The sequence below is a fragment of the Sphingobacteriaceae bacterium GW460-11-11-14-LB5 genome, assembly GCA_002151545.1.
Classification (GTDB): Bacteria; Bacteroidota; Bacteroidia; order Sphingobacteriales; family Sphingobacteriaceae; genus Pedobacter.
Map to the genome: position 1 here is coordinate 5,532,310 of CP021237.1, position 17,781 is coordinate 5,550,090.

Here is a 17,781-nt window from a genome sequence, read left to right on the forward strand (position 1 = left end):
TTCAAATCTTGATACTATTTAAAATATGAATACAATTAAAGTAAGTGTTAAAGATCGCCTGGCCACCATCACATTAGATAGAGGGAAATCGAATGCCCTAAACCGCGAGTTGATTACCGAGCTTGACGATATGCTTAAAAATATTACTGCTGATGATAACATTGGCGGTGTAATTTTAACCGGAACAGCACCTTTCTTTTCTGCAGGACTGGATTTGGTAGAACTCTACAACTATAATGAGGATGAGGCTAAATCTTTCTGGCAGTTGTTTTTGGGTTTCACCGCCAATATGGTTTCGTTTAAAAAACCGATAGTAGCCGCAATTAGCGGACATAGCCCAGCCGGTGGCTGCGTAATGGCATTGGCATGCGATTATCGTGTGATGGCAGAAGGACAATACATTATTGGACTTAATGAGGTGCCTGTAGGCATTATTGTGCCAAATAGTATTTTTCAATTATATGCTTTTTGGTTAGGTAAAGCCGAAGCCAGTCGTAGTTTGCTTTCAGGTAAACTTTATAGTCCGGAAGAAGCTTTGAAAGTGGGTTTGGTTGATGAACTGGTGAGAAATGAAAGTTTGTTAACGGCTGCCGAGCGTAAGATTAAGAAATACATGGAGCTCGAAAGCAATACCTGGTCGCAAAGCAAATTAAATATCCGCGAGGAATTAATCGCTGCGGTAACGGCAGATCAATCAGCTACTTTAGAAAAAATGTTAGCACAATGGTGGTCGCCGGCAACGCGCCACATTTTAAAAACAATTTTAGCTAACCTGCAACGGAAGTAGTTTTCAATTTACAGTTATCATTTAGCGATTTACAGTGAACAGTTATCAATTTAGATAATTAACCATTCCCAGCAATAAAACAATTAACCGATAACCGAATTTACAGTTGGTTATCGAACAACTTAGCAATTGCACAATACAATTAACCAATTTCAACAATTAACCAATTAATCCGCATAACTTATGTTCAGTTATAACGCACCAATGCTCAGAGAAGACGCTTTAAAGGGAAAAACCATTGTAATTACCGGTGGTGGAACAGGATTGGGGAAAGCGATGGGCGTATATTTCCTGAAATTAGGTGCCAACCTGGTCATCACAAGCAGGAAGCAGGATGTACTGCAAAAAACTGCCGATGAAATGGAAGAGAAAACAGGAGGCAAAGTATTGGCCGTTGCCTGTGATGTTAGGGAAGTAACACAGGTAGAAAACGTGCTGGCCAAAACCTTGGAAAGGTTTGGTTCGGTTGATGTGTTATTGAACAATGCTGCAGGTAATTTCATATCTCCAACCGAACGCTTATCGGCCAATGCATTTTCATCCATTATCGATATTGTTTTAAAAGGGACGGTTAACTGTACACTTACCTTTGGTAAACACTGGATTAAGGAGAAACAGGCTGCAACAGTTTTAAATATCATCACCACTTATGCTTTTACAGGCTCAGCCTACGTTGTGCCTTCGGCTTGTGCAAAAGGTGGTGTTTTAGCGTTAACGCGGTCTTTAGCTGTAGAATGGGGTAAATATGGTATCCGTACCAATGCGATTGCTCCAGGTCCGTTCCCAACTAAAGGCGCATGGGAGCGTTTATTGCCCGGCGATTTGGCCAAAAAGTTCGACTTTAAAAACCGTGTACCGTTAAAAAGAGTTGGCGACCATCAGGAGCTCGCTAATTTAGCTGCATTTTTAGTGAGCGATTTTTCAGGCTATATTAATGGTGAGGTAATTACCATCGATGGCGGCGAATGGTTGCAGGGTGCAGGCCAGATGAATGGCCTGGAGGCAATCCCGAACGAAATGTGGGATATGCTGGAGCAAATGACGAGAAGCGCTAAATAATGCGATATGGTAAATGTGATCAAACGCAATAATCAATTATTACCACAAAGAATACTCACTTGGTTTATTGCATTGGTTTGGCTCGCAAACGGCTTGTTTTGCAAAGTGTTAGGTCTTGTGCCCCGGCATGAACAAATTGTTGCCAGAATTTTATCGTCTAACTATAGCCATAACATTACCGTTCTTATAGGCATATCAGAGATTATTATGGCCATCTGGATTTTGAGCAATTTCAAAACCAGGCTAAATGCCATTGTTCAGATTGTCGTAGTTGCTGTAATGAATGTCATCGAATTTATGTTTGCACCAGATTTATTGCTTTGGGGAAGATTTAATTCACTTTTTGCATTTATATTTATTCTGGTTGTGTTTATCAATGGTTTTTATTTAAATAAAAAATAACACAGCAAACATCATGTTCTCATTTCTAAAAAACCATCCCTTTGCAGTCGACGCATTTTTCGAAAATTCTCTTGTATTAACATTTGCTGTCCCAAAAGAAGAGTTGGAGAGCCTTATTCCTGAATGCCTGACCTTGGATACCTTTAACGATAAATGGGCCTTCATTGCCATTGCTATGGTTCAGACTAAAAATTTGCGGCCCAAAGGCTTCCCTGAATTTATGGGCAACGATTTTTTCCTTATTGGATACCGCGTATTTGTGCGTTATACGAACAAAGCTGGTAAAAGCCTGCGTGGTCTATATATTTTAAAATCAGAAACAAATAAAAAGAAAATGGAGTTTATGGGGAATATTTTTACCCATTATAATTATAGCACAACCGATATTACGTTAATTGATAAAGAGACTATTAAAGAAATTACTTCAACGAAGTCTGGTTTTAAGATCGTAATCGAAAAAACAGACCAGGAGATCCCTTTGCCTGAACATTCGCCATTTGCCGATTGGAAAGAAGCCAGAAGATTTGCCGGACCTTTACCCTTTACCTTTACTTACAACAAAAAAAACAAGGAAGTTTTAGTTATAGAGGGTGTCAGGAAAAACTGGCAACCGGCACCGATTAAAATTGCTGATTATAACTTTGGTTTTTTAAATTCTTTGAACCTAAAAGACCCGATTTTAGCAAATGCCTTTGACATTCAAAACATTCCTTATTATTGGAAAAGCGGAAAAATTGAAAAATGGAAGTGAAAAGAAGAAAATTTCAAGGTGTGTTAAACATTTTAAGCTTTAACAGGCATTTTTACATATTTGGCCTTATTGTTTTATTGTTAGTGGTAATTAGCCAAATACTAATTCCATGGTCTGCTACCTTATTTTGGATAATCATTTTAGCTTTTCTTTATGGTCTTTTTATGCCATTAATCGTATCTGCATATGTTTACGATTTTTCGGGATATTATAATTTCGACTGGCTAAACAAAACGGGTATTACCAATTCCAATCCAGATTTAATCTTAAATATTAACGCAGGTTTCGATGAAACAAGTTTCATTCTAAAAGATCATTTTCCGCAAGCAACTTTAAAAGTTTTCGATTTTTACAATCCTGAACAACATACAGAACAAGCAATCATCAGGGCAAGAAAAGTAAGCTTACTATTTCCCGGTACAAAACAGATCACAACGGATTTGATTCCTCTGCCCGATAAATCCGTCGATATCATATTTCTATTGTCGGCTGCGCATGAAATAAGATCGCAGCACGAGAAGATCGTTTTTTTAAAAGAATGTTATAGGTTATGCAAACCTACAGGCAAGGTAATTATGGTCGAACATTTACGCGATCTGCCCAATTTTATAGCCTTTTCTATCGGTTTTACTCATTTTTTCTCAAGAGGAGTTTGGCGAAAAGCATTTAAAGCGGCGGGTTTTTCTTTATTTTCAGAAACGAAATTCACCCCGTTTATGTCTATTTTTAACTGTTGCCCTTAATTTAAATGCAAATACACTTATTAATAGTTGGTTCTCTTCTGGTGGCATTGGCACTTATCCATATTATTTTTCCAAAATATTTTAATTGGGAAACTGAACTTAAATTACTGAGTTTAATAAACAGGCAGATGATGCTGGTGCATACATTTTTTGTTGCGCTTACCGTATTTTTAATGGGGCTACTCTGTTTAACCTCATCAAACGAATTAATACATACTGATCTTGGACGAAAAATATCGCTCGGTTTGGGCCTGTTTTGGATTACGAGATTCTTTATCCAGTTTTTTGTTTATTCTAAAGATTTATGGAAAGGTAAGCTATTCGAAACCACTATGCATACCATGTTTTCTATTCTTTGGGCTTATTTTAGCTTCGTATTCCTCTTTATTTTTTTTAAATACGGAGCAGTTTAAAGCAAAAGTGCTTTATCGCAAAGTCTTACTACTTCATACTGGGCTACTTGATGGTAAAATATTATCTTTGCCGATATGAATATCTTACTTTTAGGTTCAGGCGGCAGAGAAAGCGCATTCGCTTGGAAAATGAGCCAGTCTTCGCACTGCGATAAACTAATTATTGCTCCAGGTAACGGTGGTACAGGAGCTTATGGTACAAACATCAATATCAATGTAAACGATTTTGATGCCATTAAAAAAGTAGTGCTTACCGAAAACATCGAACTCGTGGTAGTAGGCCCTGAAGAACCTTTGGTAAACGGTATTCACGATTTTTTCCTTGCTGATGAAACCATCGCACACATCCCGGTTATCGGACCTAAAAAAGAAGGTGCTATTTTAGAAGGAAGTAAAGATTTCTCTAAACAGTTTATGGAGCGTCATGGTATTCCTACTGCAGCTTCAAAATCTTTCACACCCGAAACTCTGGAAGATGGCTTGGCTTATCTGCAAAACCATGCTTTACCAGTTGTTTTAAAGGCAGATGGTTTGGCGGCAGGTAAAGGTGTATTAATCTGTACCGAAACCATCGAAGCACAGGAAGAATTAAAACTAATGCTTGGCGGTAAATTTGGATCGGCAGGGGCAACAGTAGTAATTGAAGAATTTTTAAGCGGCATCGAACTTTCGGTATTTATTTTAACCGATGGTGAAAATTATATCACACTGCCTTCAGCTAAAGATTATAAAAGGATTGGCCAGGGCGATACCGGTTTAAATACTGGTGGTATGGGCTCGGTTTCTCCGGTTCCTTTTGCCACACCCGAATTTTTGGCTAAAGTAGAAGAACGGATTATTAAACCAACGGTTGAGGGTTTAAAGAAGGATAATATCGATTATACAGGTTTTATCTTTTTCGGACTGATTAAAGTAGAAGAAGAGCCATTTGTAATTGAGTACAATGCACGTATGGGTGATCCGGAAACAGAAAGTGTAATTCCGAGGATTGAGAACGATTTGGTAGAGTTGTTTTTGGCAACAGCCAATAAGCAATTAAATCAGGTAAGTTTGGTAATTTCTGAGCAAACAGCAGCTACCGTGATGATTGTGGCCGGTGGTTACCCTGGCGATTACCTGAAAGGCAAAGCCATTACCGGAATCGAAAACTTACGCCATTCGAATGCCTTCCATGCGGGAACATTGTTAGAAAATGATGTAGTGAAAACAAATGGTGGAAGGGTAATTGCCATTACCAGTTTGCAAAAAGATTTGTTTACTGCGTTACAATCGGCAACTGCTGATGCCGGCAGAATTTATTTCGACGGAAAATATTTCAGAGAAGACATCGGGTTTGACCTGGTTTAAAAGCATATAAGTTGAAAAAAATACTGAAGAAGATTTCCGAAACGGCCATAAAACAAGGAGAGTTTAGCTTTACACCTGAGCAATCCGAGGCAAAATGGCTAGGTAATCAACCTGCTACCTTAGCCGAGATAGAAGAAGCTGAAGCAAGATTGGGGCTAACCTTGCCAGATGATTATAAAGATTTTCTATTGATCACCAACGGGTTTACTACCCCAAATGAACACGTTGATCCGTCGTTTTCAAGAATAAACGATGTAGCATTTCTAAAGGATGTTGATCCACAGCTGATCGAAATCTGGACTGAAAATATTGAATTGCTTGATGTGGCCGTTAAATTAGCCAGAAGCATTATTGTTGGAGGAAGAGATGAGGAACAGTATTTTCTTTTAATCCCGCCGGTAATCGAAAATGCAGATTGGGAATACTGGAAATTCGCCTCGTGGATTCCAGGAGAAGACCCTTACGAAGGGCTTGAAAACTATTTCATAAACGTATTGGATTTCTTAAAATCTGCCTGATGCGTTTCCGTATAAAACAAAGAAAGTCCCAATTTTTGATTGGGACTTTCTCTTTTAATGCGTATTTCTTATTTCGATTTACTGCCTAGTAATTCCTGAAGTTTATCTTGTAAAGCCTGTTCTCTTAATCCTTTAGCAATAATTTTACCTGTCGGATCAATTAAGAAATTGGCTGGAATTGAACGGATACCATACATTTGGGCTACTTCATTCTCCCAAAATTTTAAGTCAGAAACATGTGTCCATGTTAATTTGTCGTCAGCGATTGCTTTTAACCAGGCGTCTTTTTTACCCGGACGGTCTAAAGAAACGCCTAAAACAGTAAAGCCTTTATCTTTAAATTTTTCATAAGCAAGAACCACATTAGGATTCTCCTGACGGCATGGACCACACCATGAAGCCCAAAAATCGATCAGTACATATTTTCCTTTAAAATCAGATAATTTTACCGGTTTATCGTTTACATCATTTTGTGTAAAATCCATGGCCATTGCACCTACAGCTGTTTTTCTTCCAGCTTCGAATATCTGTGCAATGTTTTTACCTGTTGAACTTGCCTTAAGCTCAGGCGAAAGTCCTGCAAAAGCTTTTTCTGCTACAGCAGCCTGATCAGGATCTGAAGCCAGCTGACTAATTGAAGTTAAGCTGATAAATGATTTTGGATTGTTGTTTGCAAATTGCAATAACAGTGGGGTCATTCCTTCTGATGCTTTTTCAAATTTAGCTCTCAGTGCACCTACTAACTCTTTATTTTGTTTTTGCTCTGCTGTATAACCTCTGTATTCTGCATCGATAGCCATAAGCTGATCATTTATCGGCTTGGTTAATGCGTTTAACTTCGCTGCATCAGCATTAACGGGAGAACCTGTAATTGTTGCATTTTTTAATGAATCTGCTGCGGCCAGTTTAATGTTACCAGGCTCTACATAAAGCGATAAAGCATCTAATTTTTCGCCTTGTGCCGGACGGTTAACATAAGGATTTTTGTTTAAGAAAAGACTTCCTTGTGCCGGGCTCAACAATGTTCCTTTAAATGCAAAAGCACCATTTGTTACTGTTGCAGAATCGGTAGTATTTTTTCCGTCACCTTGATAGATTAAATAAACCTTATCTCCGGTTTTCAATCCTTTTATGTCGCCGGTAACGGTAAATGGCTTTTGGGCTAAAGCTGCAAGAGGCAATAGTGCCATTGCAGATAATAATATTTTTTTCATGTAGGGGTTAGTTAATCTTTTGCCAAATATAAAAATCTGTACCGCTAAAACGTAAATCGCTGTGTAAAATTATGATAGATTATTTATCTGAACATAATATTCATCATTACTATACCATCTTACGTCATGGATTTCCAACTTAATATTTTATGCCTGCTACGCTTTTGGTTATCCAAGCCTCCATAAATTAATGTTTTTTCCACTTTTTGCAGACTTGCATTTAACTCAAATTTATCTAGGTTTTTAAATAAATCAGAAGTGATGGTTTGTGTCGCTTTGATTTCAAATGCGGAAAAGCCGTTATCTGTTGGCAGGAGTAAATCCACCTCATTGGTGTTGCTATCTTGCCAAAAGTAATAAGCCGATTTTTTAATTAAAAATACAACAAAAGACATTGATATACAACATCAACTTTTAAATTACATAGCTTTAACTTTGAAATTACATAGCTTCAACTTTGAAATTACATAGTTTTTAATTTAATTTTTGGTAGGTTCTCCACCACAAATCGGGCATTTCGCCATTAACGGCAGTCTGGTAATCATCATATCTGCAAGGTACCAGATGGTAGCGTTCATTTTTAGATTGACCAGATGGGTAAGGAACCTGCATCCACCAGCGGTCTGATTTTTTGCTTTTTACAAACATCATTTCCCCCGAACCATCTTTTAAACTGGTTCGATAGATCATAAACTGCGATTTAGGGGTAAGCGGGAAATCCTTTTTGCGGGCGTAATACCCATCCACAAAGTACCATACCATTTGAGCAAGTAAGAAGGCTGTTTGTCCGTTATTGTCGTAGGCAGGATTAAACTCGTAAAAGCCAATTGAGGTTAATTTATCATTCATGCCTGCATAACGGGCAATGCGACAGGCTTCTTCGCCATCAAAACCATTTGGCGTGGTGTTCGCATTAGCAGCAGCATCGGCAGAGCGGATAGCACCTATATCGAAGCTAATCATGTTTGCATTGCGGATTATCGGCTCCGTTAAGGTAATGTCCTGGGCAAATTCGCCCAAACGGTGTACGTCGAAATATAATTTATCCATTACGCTCAAACTTTCCTGATTTACAAAATAAGTTTGATACCCAACATTGCTAAAATTGAAAAGGTAATTGGGTTGGTGTAAGAAAATCTTGTTCAGGTAACAATCCGATCGCGTAGCAATTCCCTCATGGTCATCATCGCCAATATCAAATTGGTTATCAATAATAACCAGATCTACTTTTTGCTCTAAATCTTCGTAACCCAGGTATTGGCCATAAGTTAAGTCTTGTCCGCCACCAATAATAATCGGAATAATGTCTTTTTTAATCAGCTCCGAAACCACCATCTTGATGGCGATGTAGGTATCGGCAATGGTTGCGCCATGTTTAATGTTGCCTAAATCGACAATCCTGCTGTTAAAAGCACCTTCATTGAGTTTGTAAAATTTCTCTCTAAAATAATCGGGCGCCAGGGCAGCACCTTCATTATTCACAGCACCTCTTCCATCAAGTACCCCAAAAATTGCCAAATCGTAGGTATGCTCCTCAAAATCGGGAAACGATTTGGTGTAAATCTGCGCTTTTAACCCCAGCTGACTTGTAAAAAATCCTTGCGTGGGTGTAAAACTATCGGGGTTTATTGGGGAAAAGAAATCCGTTAATGACATATATTTAAAACTCTCGGCTCAAATATCTATTTTTGAATGCGTATTTCCACATATAGCTCGAAAAAAATAAAATGATACTGGTAACCGGAGGAACTGGATTTTTAGGATCTGAATTAATTAAGCAGTTAACCGATAAGGGTTTAGCTGTTCGGGCCTTGAGGCGGGAGAAATCTAAAATTCCGTCGCTAATCCAGAATAACCCACTTATTGAATGGTTTGAGGCTGATATTAATGAGCCATCTGCACTGGAAGATGCCTTTATTGGGATGACCAGAGTTTACCACTGCGCTGCATTTGTATCTTTTAACCCGAAAGATAAAAAGCAACTTTTTCATGTCAACATAGAAGGAACTTCGAACATTGTAAATCTTTGTGCAGAAAATAATTGCCGCTTGTTGCACGTCAGCTCGGTAGCGGCACTGGGTAATGCTAAAAAAGGCAATAAAATTACCGAAAAGGACTTTTGGGAATACGATGCCAAAGCACATGCCTATGGTTTGTCTAAATACGAAGGCGAGATGGAGGTTTGGCGGGGCATTACTGAGGGTTTAGATGCCATTATTGTTAATCCATCGGTCATTATAGGTAAAAATGCCGGCTTTGAAGGGAGTGGCGCTATTTTTAAACTGGTAAAAGGTGGTTTTCCGTTTTATACCGATGGGGCATCGGGTTTTGTTGATGTGGAGGATGTGGCCAAAGCAATGATCCTGTTAATGGATGCCGAAGTTTCGGGAGAGCGGTATATCATTTCTGCCGACGATTATCATTATAAAGCGCTGTTCAGCGAAATTGCACAGGGTTTTGGCGTTAAAGCACCAACAAAAGAAGCAAAGCCATGGATGCTCGGAATAGCCTGGAGGGCACTAAAATTTGCATCCATATTTACGGGCAATCAGCCTTCCATCACTAAAGATGCGGCAAAGAGCAGTGTAACCTTAAGTTATTACAATAACCATAAAGTAAAAACGGAAACAGGCATTACCTTTAAGCCGGTTGCCGAAAGCATAAAAGAAATTACCCAACATTTAAGATAATGCCCAAACAGAAAGCCTATTACATCATCGATTTTGATAGTACCTTTACACAGGTAGAAGCACTTGATGAACTTGCCCGAATTTCGCTAAAGAACCACCCCGATAAAGAGGCGATTTTTCAAAAAATTGAAGATTATACCAATTTTGCCATGGAAGGGAAACTTTCCTTCTCCGAAAGTTTAGCGCAACGTGTTAAACTTCTTGAGGCAAATGAAGATCATTTAAAACAACTCATCAAACATTTAAAAAAGAAGGTATCTACTTCTTTTTCGCGTAATGCCGAGTTTTTTAAAAAACATGCCGATGAGGTGTTAATTGTTTCTGGCGGATTTAAAGAATTTATCACCCCAGTAGTAAGCCAGTACCACATTAAAAAGGAAAATATTTATGCCAATACTTTTGTAACCACTGGTGATGGTAAAATTATAGATTACGATCATGCCAATCCTTTAAGTGAAGAAGGTGGTAAAGTAAAATTACTTCAGCATTTAAAACTCGAAGGCGAGTTATTCGGCATTGGAGATGGCTATTCTGATTTTCAACTGCGTGAAAGCGGGATCATCAATAAGTTTTTTGCATTTACTGAGAATATTGCCCGTGAAAGCATTGTTTCAAAAGCCGATCACGTAACCCCAAGTTTCGACGAATTTTTATACGTAAACGATCTGCCGCGTGCCATTTCTTATCCTAAAAACAGAATCCTTTGTCTGGTTATTGGTGACGTTGATCCCTTAACGATTGCAATTCTTAAAAATGATGGTTTATCGATTAGGCATAAAACCTCTTTTGAAGATAAGTACGTAAAAGATGTGGGCATTATCCTTTTGGCTGATGGTGAAAAGATTAATAAGGAACAGTTAAAAAATGCAGCTAAGCTAAAAACCATTGGTTATTTAGGTAATGCAAAAAATAAAATAGACCTTGATTTATGTACCAAACAGGGCATTGTTGTTTTTGATGACCCTAAAAATAATCCACGTAATATCGATTTTATCCCGAAACGGGTTGCCGATTTTATGAATACCGGAGCAACTTATTTAAGTAGTAATTTCCCAAATCTGCAATTGCCGAAAATTGAGAAATCGCACCGTTTAATTCACATTCACAAAAACGTTCCGGGTATTATGGCGAAAATCAACACTGTTTTTGCCAAACACGATATCAATATTGTGAGCCAGTTTTTAATGACCAATCCTGAGATTGGCTACGCCATTACCGATATCAATGCTGAGTACGATAAACAATTGTTTAAATCGCTCAAAAAGATCGAGCATACAATAAAGTTTAGGGTGCTGTATTAATCAGTATCGTCATTTCGAGCGGAGTGCAGCGCAGTCGAGAAATCTATTTTAAAAGATCTCTCTCGAAAATTCGGGACTGTGCTTCGGTCGAGATGACGACCTTCCTGTTAAAATCTGTCATTCTGAGTGCAACGAAGAATCTTTTTTAGAGTGCTGCCTTTTAGTGCTTCATTTGTTGTAGATTCTTCACTGCGTTCAGAATGACAATAACACTTTTCTCTGTACGCCTCACGCGCTCTACCTCAAAAACTGATGCCTCTTCAATAGCAAATGTTTAGGTGCACCGATGCTTTGTGACCGGTAAATTCCCGTATGGCCTGAAAACAGATAAGCAGTAACACAGGCTAAGGCGATATAGATTCCCGATGCTGTACCAAATAACTCTACACCCATAAAAATACAGGCCAAAGGTGTGTTCGCAGCCCCTGCAAAAACCGCCACAAAGCCCATTCCTGCCAATAACCCCAAGGGTAAGGGGATGAAGAAACTCAAAAAGCTACCCAGTGTGGCGCCCATAAAGAAAAGTGGGGTTACCTCGCCACCCTTAAACCCTGCACTAAGGGTAAATGCAGTTAAAAATAACTTGATCGCAAATGTATAATACGCTTCTTGTTGTACAAAGGATGCTGAAATAACCGGAATGCCTAAACCAATGTATCGGGTATTTCCGATCAGGTAAATAATGCCGATTAAAACTATTCCACCTATAAACGGCCTTAATGGCGGGTATTTAATTTTGCTGAAAAGGTTTGATAAACCGTGATTTAAGGCCGAGAAAGACCTGGCCACTAGTCCGAATAATATTCCGGCCCCTAAGGATAATAATAAATTAACCGAATTCATCTCCGGTACCAGGGATATGGAATAATGCGTATGACCAACCCCCCATGCCTTACAAATATAATCGGCAATAATTGCCGTGATAAATGAAGGGAGAATAGCGCCGTAGGTTAAACTTCCAATAACAAAAACCTCCAATCCGAATACAGCTCCTGCCAATGGTGTGCCGAAAACAGAAGCAAAACCAGCGCTGATCCCACAGATGAGGATCACTTTTCTATCTCTGGCTTTAAGTTTAAACAGTTTGGTAAACTGATCTGCAAAGGCTCCGCCAATTTGCACCGCTGTGCCTTCTCTTCCTGCCGATCCACCAAATAAGTGGGTAATAATTGTGCCTGCAAAAATGAGTGGTGCCATGATTAGCGGAATCACATTTTTGGGTGATTGCAATTCTTCAATCAAGAGGTTGTTGCCTTTTACAACGCTTGCACCCCAGTAATGGTAAGCCAGGCCGATGAGTAGCCCTGCGATTGGTAAAAAGGCGATTATCCAGAGGTGCTGCTCTCGGTAATGGGTTGCCCAGTTTAAAGTTTCTAAAAATAAAGCAGAAGCTGAACCAATAATCCCACCCAGGATTGCAGAGATAAACAGCCACTTTAAAGTGCTAATGAAGAGTAATCCGAAGTCGCGTTTAATAAAATGTTTGATAGACAGAAGAAATCCTTCTGTTAGTTTTTTAACAGGCATTTGAATTCAATTTTAAATAAAAATCGTAGGAGTCATCAGCCTGTTTGGGCGGTTTTGGCGGTACTCCATCGCCATCGTTTCAAATGTATAAAATTTAGTTATTTGTTGCAAAATCTTTATCACCTTTGTGCAGCTAACTTTAAACAATGGATTTCACACCCGAAATAAAAGACAAACTACACCAACTACAGGAAAAGTACACCGCAATGGGGCAAGATATGGCATCATACCTTGATGGACTTTTATATGCCGATTTCTTAACCTATTGGGACTACATTCATTTGGATACTTTGCTGAGCTTGCAGAATCCTAAAACACCCATCCCTGATGAAGAGATTTTTATCATGTACCACCAAATCACCGAGCTTTATTTTAAGCTTGCGCTGCACGAATGCAGGCAGATTGCGGAGCATGAAAATTTAACTGTCGAATTTTTTACTGCACGTGTAAAACGGATTAATGCTTATTTCAATGCTTTAACTACTTCTTTCGAGGTGATGGTTGATGGTATGGAAAAAGAACAGTTCCTGAAATTCCGCATGTCGTTATTGCCTGCCAGTGGGTTCCAGTCGGGTCAGTACCGAATGATCGAGATCTGCGCTACGGATTTTATCCGATTAGTAGATAAAACCAAACGTGAAGAACTAAGTACGGCAAGCATAGAAGAACAATTCGAAAATATTTACTGGAAATTTGGTGCAACCGAACTGGCTTCAGGTAAGCAAACTTTAACTTTAAAGCAATTTATTAAAAAGTATGCGGCACAGTTTTTACAGCTGGCCAAAGATCGTACTTTAACCAATTTCTCCGCTTTATACCATCAGTTGCAAGCAAATGGTGCCGATGTTACTGCACTTGCAGAAGAATTACGTAAGCTTGATTTGTACGTAAATGTTGAGTGGCCATTATCGCACTATAAATCGGCCGTACGTTATTTGGAAAAAGATCCCGTTGATATTGCTGCAACAGGCGGAACCAACTGGCAAAAGTACCTGCCTCCGCGTTTTCAAAAAAGAATTTTTTATCCGTTCTTATGGACCGGTGAGCAAATGGAAGAGTGGGGTAAAGGCTGGGTGCTTAGTGTACTTAAAACACTCAAAAACAAAGATTAATATTGTAAAAAGCTATTAAAAAAGCCTGTTTTTTCTTAATTTGCGCGAAATAATTAATGACAGAATGAGTGAATTACTGAATTAGAGAATTGAGGCGCAAAACACGCCATCATTTCAATCAATTACTCATTCAAAAAAATAAAAGTATGACCGAGACATTAGATATAAAAATCACAAAAGCAGACCAAACACGTTTGACTGTTACTGATTTTTCGCAATTACCGTTCGGTAAGGTTTTTACCGATCACATGTTTACTGCCGACTACGAAGATGGCGAATGGAAAAATTTACAGATTCTTCCTTATGGCCCGATTCCGATGAGTCCGGCAATTTCTGCACTTCATTATGGACAGGCAATTTTCGAGGGATTAAAAGCTTATCGTCAGCCAGATGGAAAGATTAGTGTGTTCCGTGCAGATAAAAATTTCGAACGTTTTAACAAGTCGGCGGCAAGAATGTCGATGCCAGGCATACCTGAAGAAATTTTTATGCAAGGTTTGGCGGCATTGATCAACGTTGATGAGAAATGGGTGCCTAATCAGGAAGATTATGCATTATATATCCGTCCGGTAATGTTTGCAATGGATCCTTATTTAGGTGTTAAAGCATCTGATACCTATAAGTTTGCTTTATTAACCACCCCAACTGGTCCATATTACAGCAGTGCATTAAAGGTTAAAATCGAAACTGAATTTACACGTGCAGATGAGGGTGGAGTAGGCTTTGCCAAAACTGCAGGTAATTACGCGCGTTCGTTATATCCTTTCGAGCAAGCTAAAAAAGAAGGTTATGATCAATTGATCTGGACAGACTCTGTAACACATGAGTTTATTGAAGAAGCTGGAACAGCGAACTTACTTTTTGTAATTAATGGTAAATTGGTTACGCCATCAGTACGCAGTACCGTTTTGGATGGTGTAACACGTGATACCATTATCAAACTGGCTAAAGATGCAGGAGTAGAAGTTGAAGAACGTAGGGTTTCCGTTAAAGAAGTGATCGAAGGAATCGAAAACGGAAGCTTAACCGAGGCTTTTGCCGCAGGAACTGCAGCTACCGTAACGCATGTAGGCGAAATGGGCTATAATGGTCAGATCTATAAATTGACCGATCCATCAACCAGACATATTTCTAACGGCATTGCTAAAAAACTGAACGATATCCGTTATGGTTTAGCACCTGACGAATTTGGTTGGAACTGGGTGATATAAAGATCATCAGCCATAAAAAATAAACCCCGATGCAATAGCTGTATCGGGGTTTATTTTTTTTTATCGTCATGCTGAATTTATTTCAGCATCTTTAAGACCCGGAAATAAATTCAAGCTGGCGACCACTAAGTTTGTTATTTATCTAAAATCACCACGCCTTTAGCTTCGAATGCGAGTTCCTTTTTAGGATCGGTAATTTTAGCGACTTCTTCAGGAGATTTTTTAGCGTCTTCTGCATAATGGCGTAAAGTTTCTACCGAGATGCTTTGTTTCTTCGCTATGCCATCCAAAACTACTTTTTTGCCAACTATATCCATTGGCATAAAGAATGCATAATCTTTAAAAGTTACCCGCATTGGATCGCCGTTAGGCATTTCTAACGTCATCCAGCAGCCTTTTTTCTTACACACATCCACTACTTTGCCTTCGATTTTCATATCGGCGGTTTTTTTATCCCCCATAGCAGCTTCCATTTTTGCAGCTGGTTTTACATCACCTGGTTTAACTTCTTCGCCAAATTTTTGACCAGTATATGCGGTTTGAGCAAATGACAATGCCGTAAACAGGCAAAAGCTCAAGCTTAAAATGATTTTTTTCATGATTTTATTATTATCCGGTTATAATCTAATCAAAGTTATTTAAATTTTTTCTAAATAATGGAAACAAAAAATCCTCGTTAACATCCATTAACGAGGAAAATCATCCCTATAATCGTGTAGATCACTTTCTATGATTTACATCTCAATTTTTATAGGCAAACCAGAATCCAAAATTTTAATTTTTGTTTTCATTGGATTTAATATTCTTGTATTCAGATAGTTGTTGTTTTTTGCCAGGTTTATTAATGCTCGATGATGTTGTAGAAATGTGGAATATTCTCTGCTTTGTGAGGAATGTTGTTGAGCGGTTTCCCCAACTTTATCTATCCAAAAACAAGACTGAACACTTCTTCTATTTTACTTACTGCTTTAATCTCAAGGTTGTATTTTTCTGTAGCAATTCCTTTCAGGTTGTATTTAGAGATATAAATGGTTTCGAAACCCAATTTGTCAGCTTCGGCAATGCGTTGTTCGATTCTGTTTACTGCCCTGATTTCTCCTGACAGACCTACTTCTGCAGCAAAACAATTTTTTGAAGACACCGCGATATCTTGGTGCGATGAGATGATGGCAATCAATATGGCCAGGTCAATTGCAGGGTCTTCTACTCTGATTCCGCCGGCGATATTTAAGAAAACATCTTGCGTACTTAACCTGAAACCACAGCGTTTTTCTAGAACAGCCAGGAGCATATTCATCCTTTTGGTATCAAAGCCTGTTGCCGAACGCTGAGGAGTTCCATATGCTGCCGAACTTACCAGGGCCTGTGTCTCAATCAACATGGGTCTGGCGCCTTCTAAGGTTGCAGCTATGGCAATTCCGCTCAGCTCTTCGTCGCGCTGTGATAACAAAATTTCTGATGGATTGGAAACTTCCCTTAAGCCACTGCCTTGCATTTCGTAGATCCCCAATTCTGCTGCCGCACCAAAACGGTTTTTAATCGATCTTAAAATGCGGTAAACGTGGTGCCTGTCGCCCTCAAACTGCAAAACGGTGTCGACCATGTGTTCGAGGATTTTAGGCCCTGCAATGGCGCCATCTTTAGTGATGTGGCCGATAAGGAATACCGGTACACCGGTTTCTTTTGCAAAACGCAAAAGTTCGGCGGTACATTCCCTTACCTGCGATACGCTGCCCGGGGTTGAATCGATATGAGCTGAATGTAAAGTCTGGATAGAATCTACCACTAAAATTTCGGGCTCCAGAATTTCGATCTGTTTAAATATATTTTGTGTAGAGGTTTCGGTTAAAATGTAACAGTTGGATGATGGGCTTTCCTGGATCCTTTCTGCCCGCATTTTAATCTGCTGCTCGCTTTCTTCGCCAGAAATATAGAGGAGTTTCTTTCCTTTTAGGTTTAACGCAAGCTGAAGCATCAAGGTTGATTTTCCGATACCCGGTTCGCCACCAATTAATACCAGCGATCCTTCTACCAATCCACCACCCAATACGCGGTCTAATTCTTTATCTCCAGTTAATATTCTACGTTCTGTTGATGATTGTATTTCATCAACTTTACTTGGTTTGCTTAATTTACGACTAGATGTATCGCTTTTCCAGGTGGGAACAGCAGCTGAGCTTTTTTCTACTATTTCTTCTACAAAGGTGTTCCATTGGTTACATGATGGACATTTACCCAACCATTTTGCCGATTCGTAGCCACAGCTCTGACAGAAAAATGCACTTTTTGATTTTGCCAATTGATTAAAATTTTAGATTACGAATTTAACCTTTCTCCTTGATAAACCCCGCAAATTTGTGAAAGCTGTGGGGTTTGAGTTACTTAGATGAACCATTCGGTTCTAAACCCGACAGACGTGGCAGCCCCCGATTCTTTATCGGGGTTATAACAAATGGCGGGGCTGCTATAACCCAATGGCTTCTGTATTTGCTTTTCTAATCAATAGATGATTTTTAGAGAATACAATTGTTGTTTTTTTGGAAAGCAGGTTTCTCTGTTTATCGGTTCCGGAAGCCCTGCCATTCGCTTTATCCCGATGGAAAATCGGGATGCCCGCTGCTGTCAGGTTTAAATTACTTAGGTTAATCTCCTTTTTTCTAAAACAAAAAAGCCCGGATTTTAAAAATCCAGGCTTTCTGTAATGTG

The 17,781-nt window shown here is 39.0% G+C and carries 18 protein-coding genes; 12 read left to right on the forward strand and 6 right to left on the reverse strand.

The genetic code is table 11. The features are described from left to right. Positions 1 to 25: 25 nt before the first annotated feature. The 8 genes from CA265_22575 (at position 26) to CA265_22610 (ending at position 6,020) form a co-directional block, all read left to right on the forward strand. The gene (locus CA265_22575; GenBank protein ID ARS42290.1) at positions 26 to 787 is read left to right on the forward strand and encodes an enoyl-CoA hydratase; all 762 of its coding nucleotides are present in this window, start codon (positions 26 to 28) and stop codon (positions 785 to 787) included. A gap of 183 nt (positions 788 to 970) precedes the next feature. After that, positions 971 to 1,846 carry a short-chain dehydrogenase gene (locus tag CA265_22580; GenBank protein ARS42291.1) on the forward strand — a complete coding sequence of 292 codons (876 nt, stop codon included), beginning with the start codon at positions 971 to 973 and terminating at the stop codon, positions 1,844 to 1,846. Between the two features lie 6 nt (positions 1,847 to 1,852). Next, positions 1,853 to 2,248, forward strand: coding sequence for a hypothetical protein (locus tag CA265_22585; protein ARS42292.1), 396 nt, complete (start codon positions 1,853 to 1,855; stop codon positions 2,246 to 2,248). 13 nt (positions 2,249 to 2,261) lie between these two features. After that, entirely contained in the window at positions 2,262 to 2,999 is a 738-nt protein-coding gene (locus CA265_22590) for a hypothetical protein (protein ARS42293.1), read from the forward strand. After that, on the forward strand, positions 2,990 to 3,742 hold the full coding sequence (locus CA265_22595) for a methyltransferase type 11 (protein ID ARS42294.1): 753 nt from the start codon (positions 2,990 to 2,992) through the stop codon (positions 3,740 to 3,742). Before CA265_22590 ends, CA265_22595 begins: the two co-directional genes overlap by 10 nt. A gap of 5 nt (positions 3,743 to 3,747) precedes the next feature. Then, positions 3,748 to 4,155, forward strand: a complete 408-nt coding sequence (locus CA265_22600) for a hypothetical protein (protein ID ARS42295.1) — start codon at positions 3,748 to 3,750, stop codon at positions 4,153 to 4,155. A 75-nt stretch (positions 4,156 to 4,230) separates the two neighbouring features. Further along, positions 4,231 to 5,502, forward strand: coding sequence for a phosphoribosylamine--glycine ligase (locus CA265_22605; protein ID ARS42296.1), 1,272 nt, complete (start codon positions 4,231 to 4,233; stop codon positions 5,500 to 5,502). 11 nt (positions 5,503 to 5,513) lie between these two features. Further along, positions 5,514 to 6,020 carry a hypothetical protein gene (locus CA265_22610; GenBank protein ARS42297.1) on the forward strand — a complete coding sequence of 169 codons (507 nt, stop codon included), beginning with the start codon at positions 5,514 to 5,516 and terminating at the stop codon, positions 6,018 to 6,020. 68 nt (positions 6,021 to 6,088) lie between these two features. Here CA265_22610 and CA265_22615 read toward each other — a convergent pair whose 3' ends face one another. The 3 genes from CA265_22615 to CA265_22625 form a co-directional block, all read right to left on the reverse strand. Beyond that, positions 6,089 to 7,234, reverse strand: a complete 1,146-nt coding sequence (locus CA265_22615; protein ID ARS42298.1) for a hypothetical protein — start codon at positions 7,232 to 7,234, stop codon at positions 6,089 to 6,091. Positions 7,235 to 7,353: 119 nt separating this feature from the next. Then, positions 7,354 to 7,629, reverse strand: a complete 276-nt coding sequence (locus CA265_22620) for a hypothetical protein (GenBank protein ARS42299.1) — start codon at positions 7,627 to 7,629, stop codon at positions 7,354 to 7,356. A gap of 79 nt (positions 7,630 to 7,708) precedes the next feature. Further along, on the reverse strand, positions 7,709 to 8,890 hold the full coding sequence (locus tag CA265_22625) for an arginase (protein ID ARS42300.1): 1,182 nt from the start codon (positions 8,888 to 8,890) through the stop codon (positions 7,709 to 7,711). A gap of 71 nt (positions 8,891 to 8,961) precedes the next feature. On the opposite strand from CA265_22625, the gene CA265_22630 reads away from it, so the two are divergent. Both CA265_22630 and CA265_22635 read left to right on the forward strand, forming a co-directional pair. After that, positions 8,962 to 9,924, forward strand: coding sequence for a nucleoside-diphosphate sugar epimerase (locus CA265_22630; GenBank protein ID ARS42301.1), 963 nt, complete (start codon positions 8,962 to 8,964; stop codon positions 9,922 to 9,924). Continuing rightward, positions 9,924 to 11,225, forward strand: a complete 1,302-nt coding sequence (locus tag CA265_22635) for a phosphoserine phosphatase (GenBank protein ID ARS42302.1) — start codon at positions 9,924 to 9,926, stop codon at positions 11,223 to 11,225. Before CA265_22630 ends, CA265_22635 begins: the two co-directional genes overlap by 1 nt. A gap of 237 nt (positions 11,226 to 11,462) precedes the next feature. Here the strand turns inward: CA265_22635 and CA265_22640 are convergent, their stop codons facing one another. Then, positions 11,463 to 12,752: a chloride channel protein gene (locus CA265_22640; protein ID ARS42303.1), complete on the reverse strand. Its 1,290-nt coding sequence runs from the start codon at positions 12,750 to 12,752 to the stop codon at positions 11,463 to 11,465. Positions 12,753 to 12,898: 146 nt separating this feature from the next. On the opposite strand from CA265_22640, the gene CA265_22645 reads away from it, so the two are divergent. Both CA265_22645 and CA265_22650 read left to right on the forward strand, forming a co-directional pair. Beyond that, positions 12,899 to 13,864 carry a tryptophan 2,3-dioxygenase gene (locus CA265_22645; protein ID ARS42304.1) on the forward strand — a complete coding sequence of 322 codons (966 nt, stop codon included), beginning with the start codon at positions 12,899 to 12,901 and terminating at the stop codon, positions 13,862 to 13,864. Between the two features lie 146 nt (positions 13,865 to 14,010). Then, positions 14,011 to 15,075: a branched chain amino acid aminotransferase gene (locus tag CA265_22650; GenBank protein ARS42305.1), complete on the forward strand. Its 1,065-nt coding sequence runs from the start codon at positions 14,011 to 14,013 to the stop codon at positions 15,073 to 15,075. A gap of 134 nt (positions 15,076 to 15,209) precedes the next feature. On the opposite strand, the gene CA265_22655 is transcribed toward CA265_22650, so the two are convergent. Next, positions 15,210 to 15,674, reverse strand: a complete 465-nt coding sequence (locus tag CA265_22655; protein ID ARS42306.1) for a hypothetical protein — start codon at positions 15,672 to 15,674, stop codon at positions 15,210 to 15,212. 323 nt (positions 15,675 to 15,997) lie between these two features. After that, positions 15,998 to 17,374 (reverse strand): DNA repair protein RadA, encoded by a 1,377-nt coding sequence (locus tag CA265_22660; GenBank protein ARS42307.1) that lies wholly within the window; start codon positions 17,372 to 17,374, stop codon positions 15,998 to 16,000. Positions 17,375 to 17,781: the final 407 nt, after the last annotated feature.

Excerpts from the sequence above, each read along its gene's own strand:
- CA265_22615 (ARS42298.1), bottom strand. The coding sequence starts at position 7,234 with ATGAAAAAAATATTATTATCTGCAATGGCACTATTGCCTCTTGCAGCT.
- CA265_22600 (ARS42295.1), top strand. The coding sequence starts at position 3,748 with ATGCAAATACACTTATTAATAGTTGGTTCTCTTCTGGTGGCATTGGCA.
- CA265_22585 (ARS42292.1), top strand. The coding sequence starts at position 1,853 with ATGGTAAATGTGATCAAACGCAATAATCAATTATTACCACAAAGAATA.
- CA265_22620 (ARS42299.1), bottom strand. The coding sequence starts at position 7,629 with ATGTCTTTTGTTGTATTTTTAATTAAAAAATCGGCTTATTACTTTTGG.
- CA265_22580 (ARS42291.1), top strand. The coding sequence starts at position 971 with ATGTTCAGTTATAACGCACCAATGCTCAGAGAAGACGCTTTAAAGGGA.
- CA265_22630 (ARS42301.1), top strand. The coding sequence starts at position 8,962 with ATGATACTGGTAACCGGAGGAACTGGATTTTTAGGATCTGAATTAATT.
- CA265_22650 (ARS42305.1), top strand. The coding sequence starts at position 14,011 with ATGACCGAGACATTAGATATAAAAATCACAAAAGCAGACCAAACACGT.
- CA265_22590 (ARS42293.1), top strand. The coding sequence starts at position 2,262 with ATGTTCTCATTTCTAAAAAACCATCCCTTTGCAGTCGACGCATTTTTC.
- CA265_22635 (ARS42302.1), top strand. The coding sequence starts at position 9,924 with ATGCCCAAACAGAAAGCCTATTACATCATCGATTTTGATAGTACCTTT.
- CA265_22575 (ARS42290.1), top strand. The coding sequence starts at position 26 with ATGAATACAATTAAAGTAAGTGTTAAAGATCGCCTGGCCACCATCACA.
- CA265_22640 (ARS42303.1), bottom strand. The coding sequence starts at position 12,752 with ATGCCTGTTAAAAAACTAACAGAAGGATTTCTTCTGTCTATCAAACAT.
- CA265_22625 (ARS42300.1), bottom strand. The coding sequence starts at position 8,890 with ATGTCATTAACGGATTTCTTTTCCCCAATAAACCCCGATAGTTTTACA.
- CA265_22655 (ARS42306.1), bottom strand. The coding sequence starts at position 15,674 with ATGAAAAAAATCATTTTAAGCTTGAGCTTTTGCCTGTTTACGGCATTG.
- CA265_22605 (ARS42296.1), top strand. The coding sequence starts at position 4,231 with ATGAATATCTTACTTTTAGGTTCAGGCGGCAGAGAAAGCGCATTCGCT.
- CA265_22595 (ARS42294.1), top strand. The coding sequence starts at position 2,990 with ATGGAAGTGAAAAGAAGAAAATTTCAAGGTGTGTTAAACATTTTAAGC.
- CA265_22645 (ARS42304.1), top strand. The coding sequence starts at position 12,899 with ATGGATTTCACACCCGAAATAAAAGACAAACTACACCAACTACAGGAA.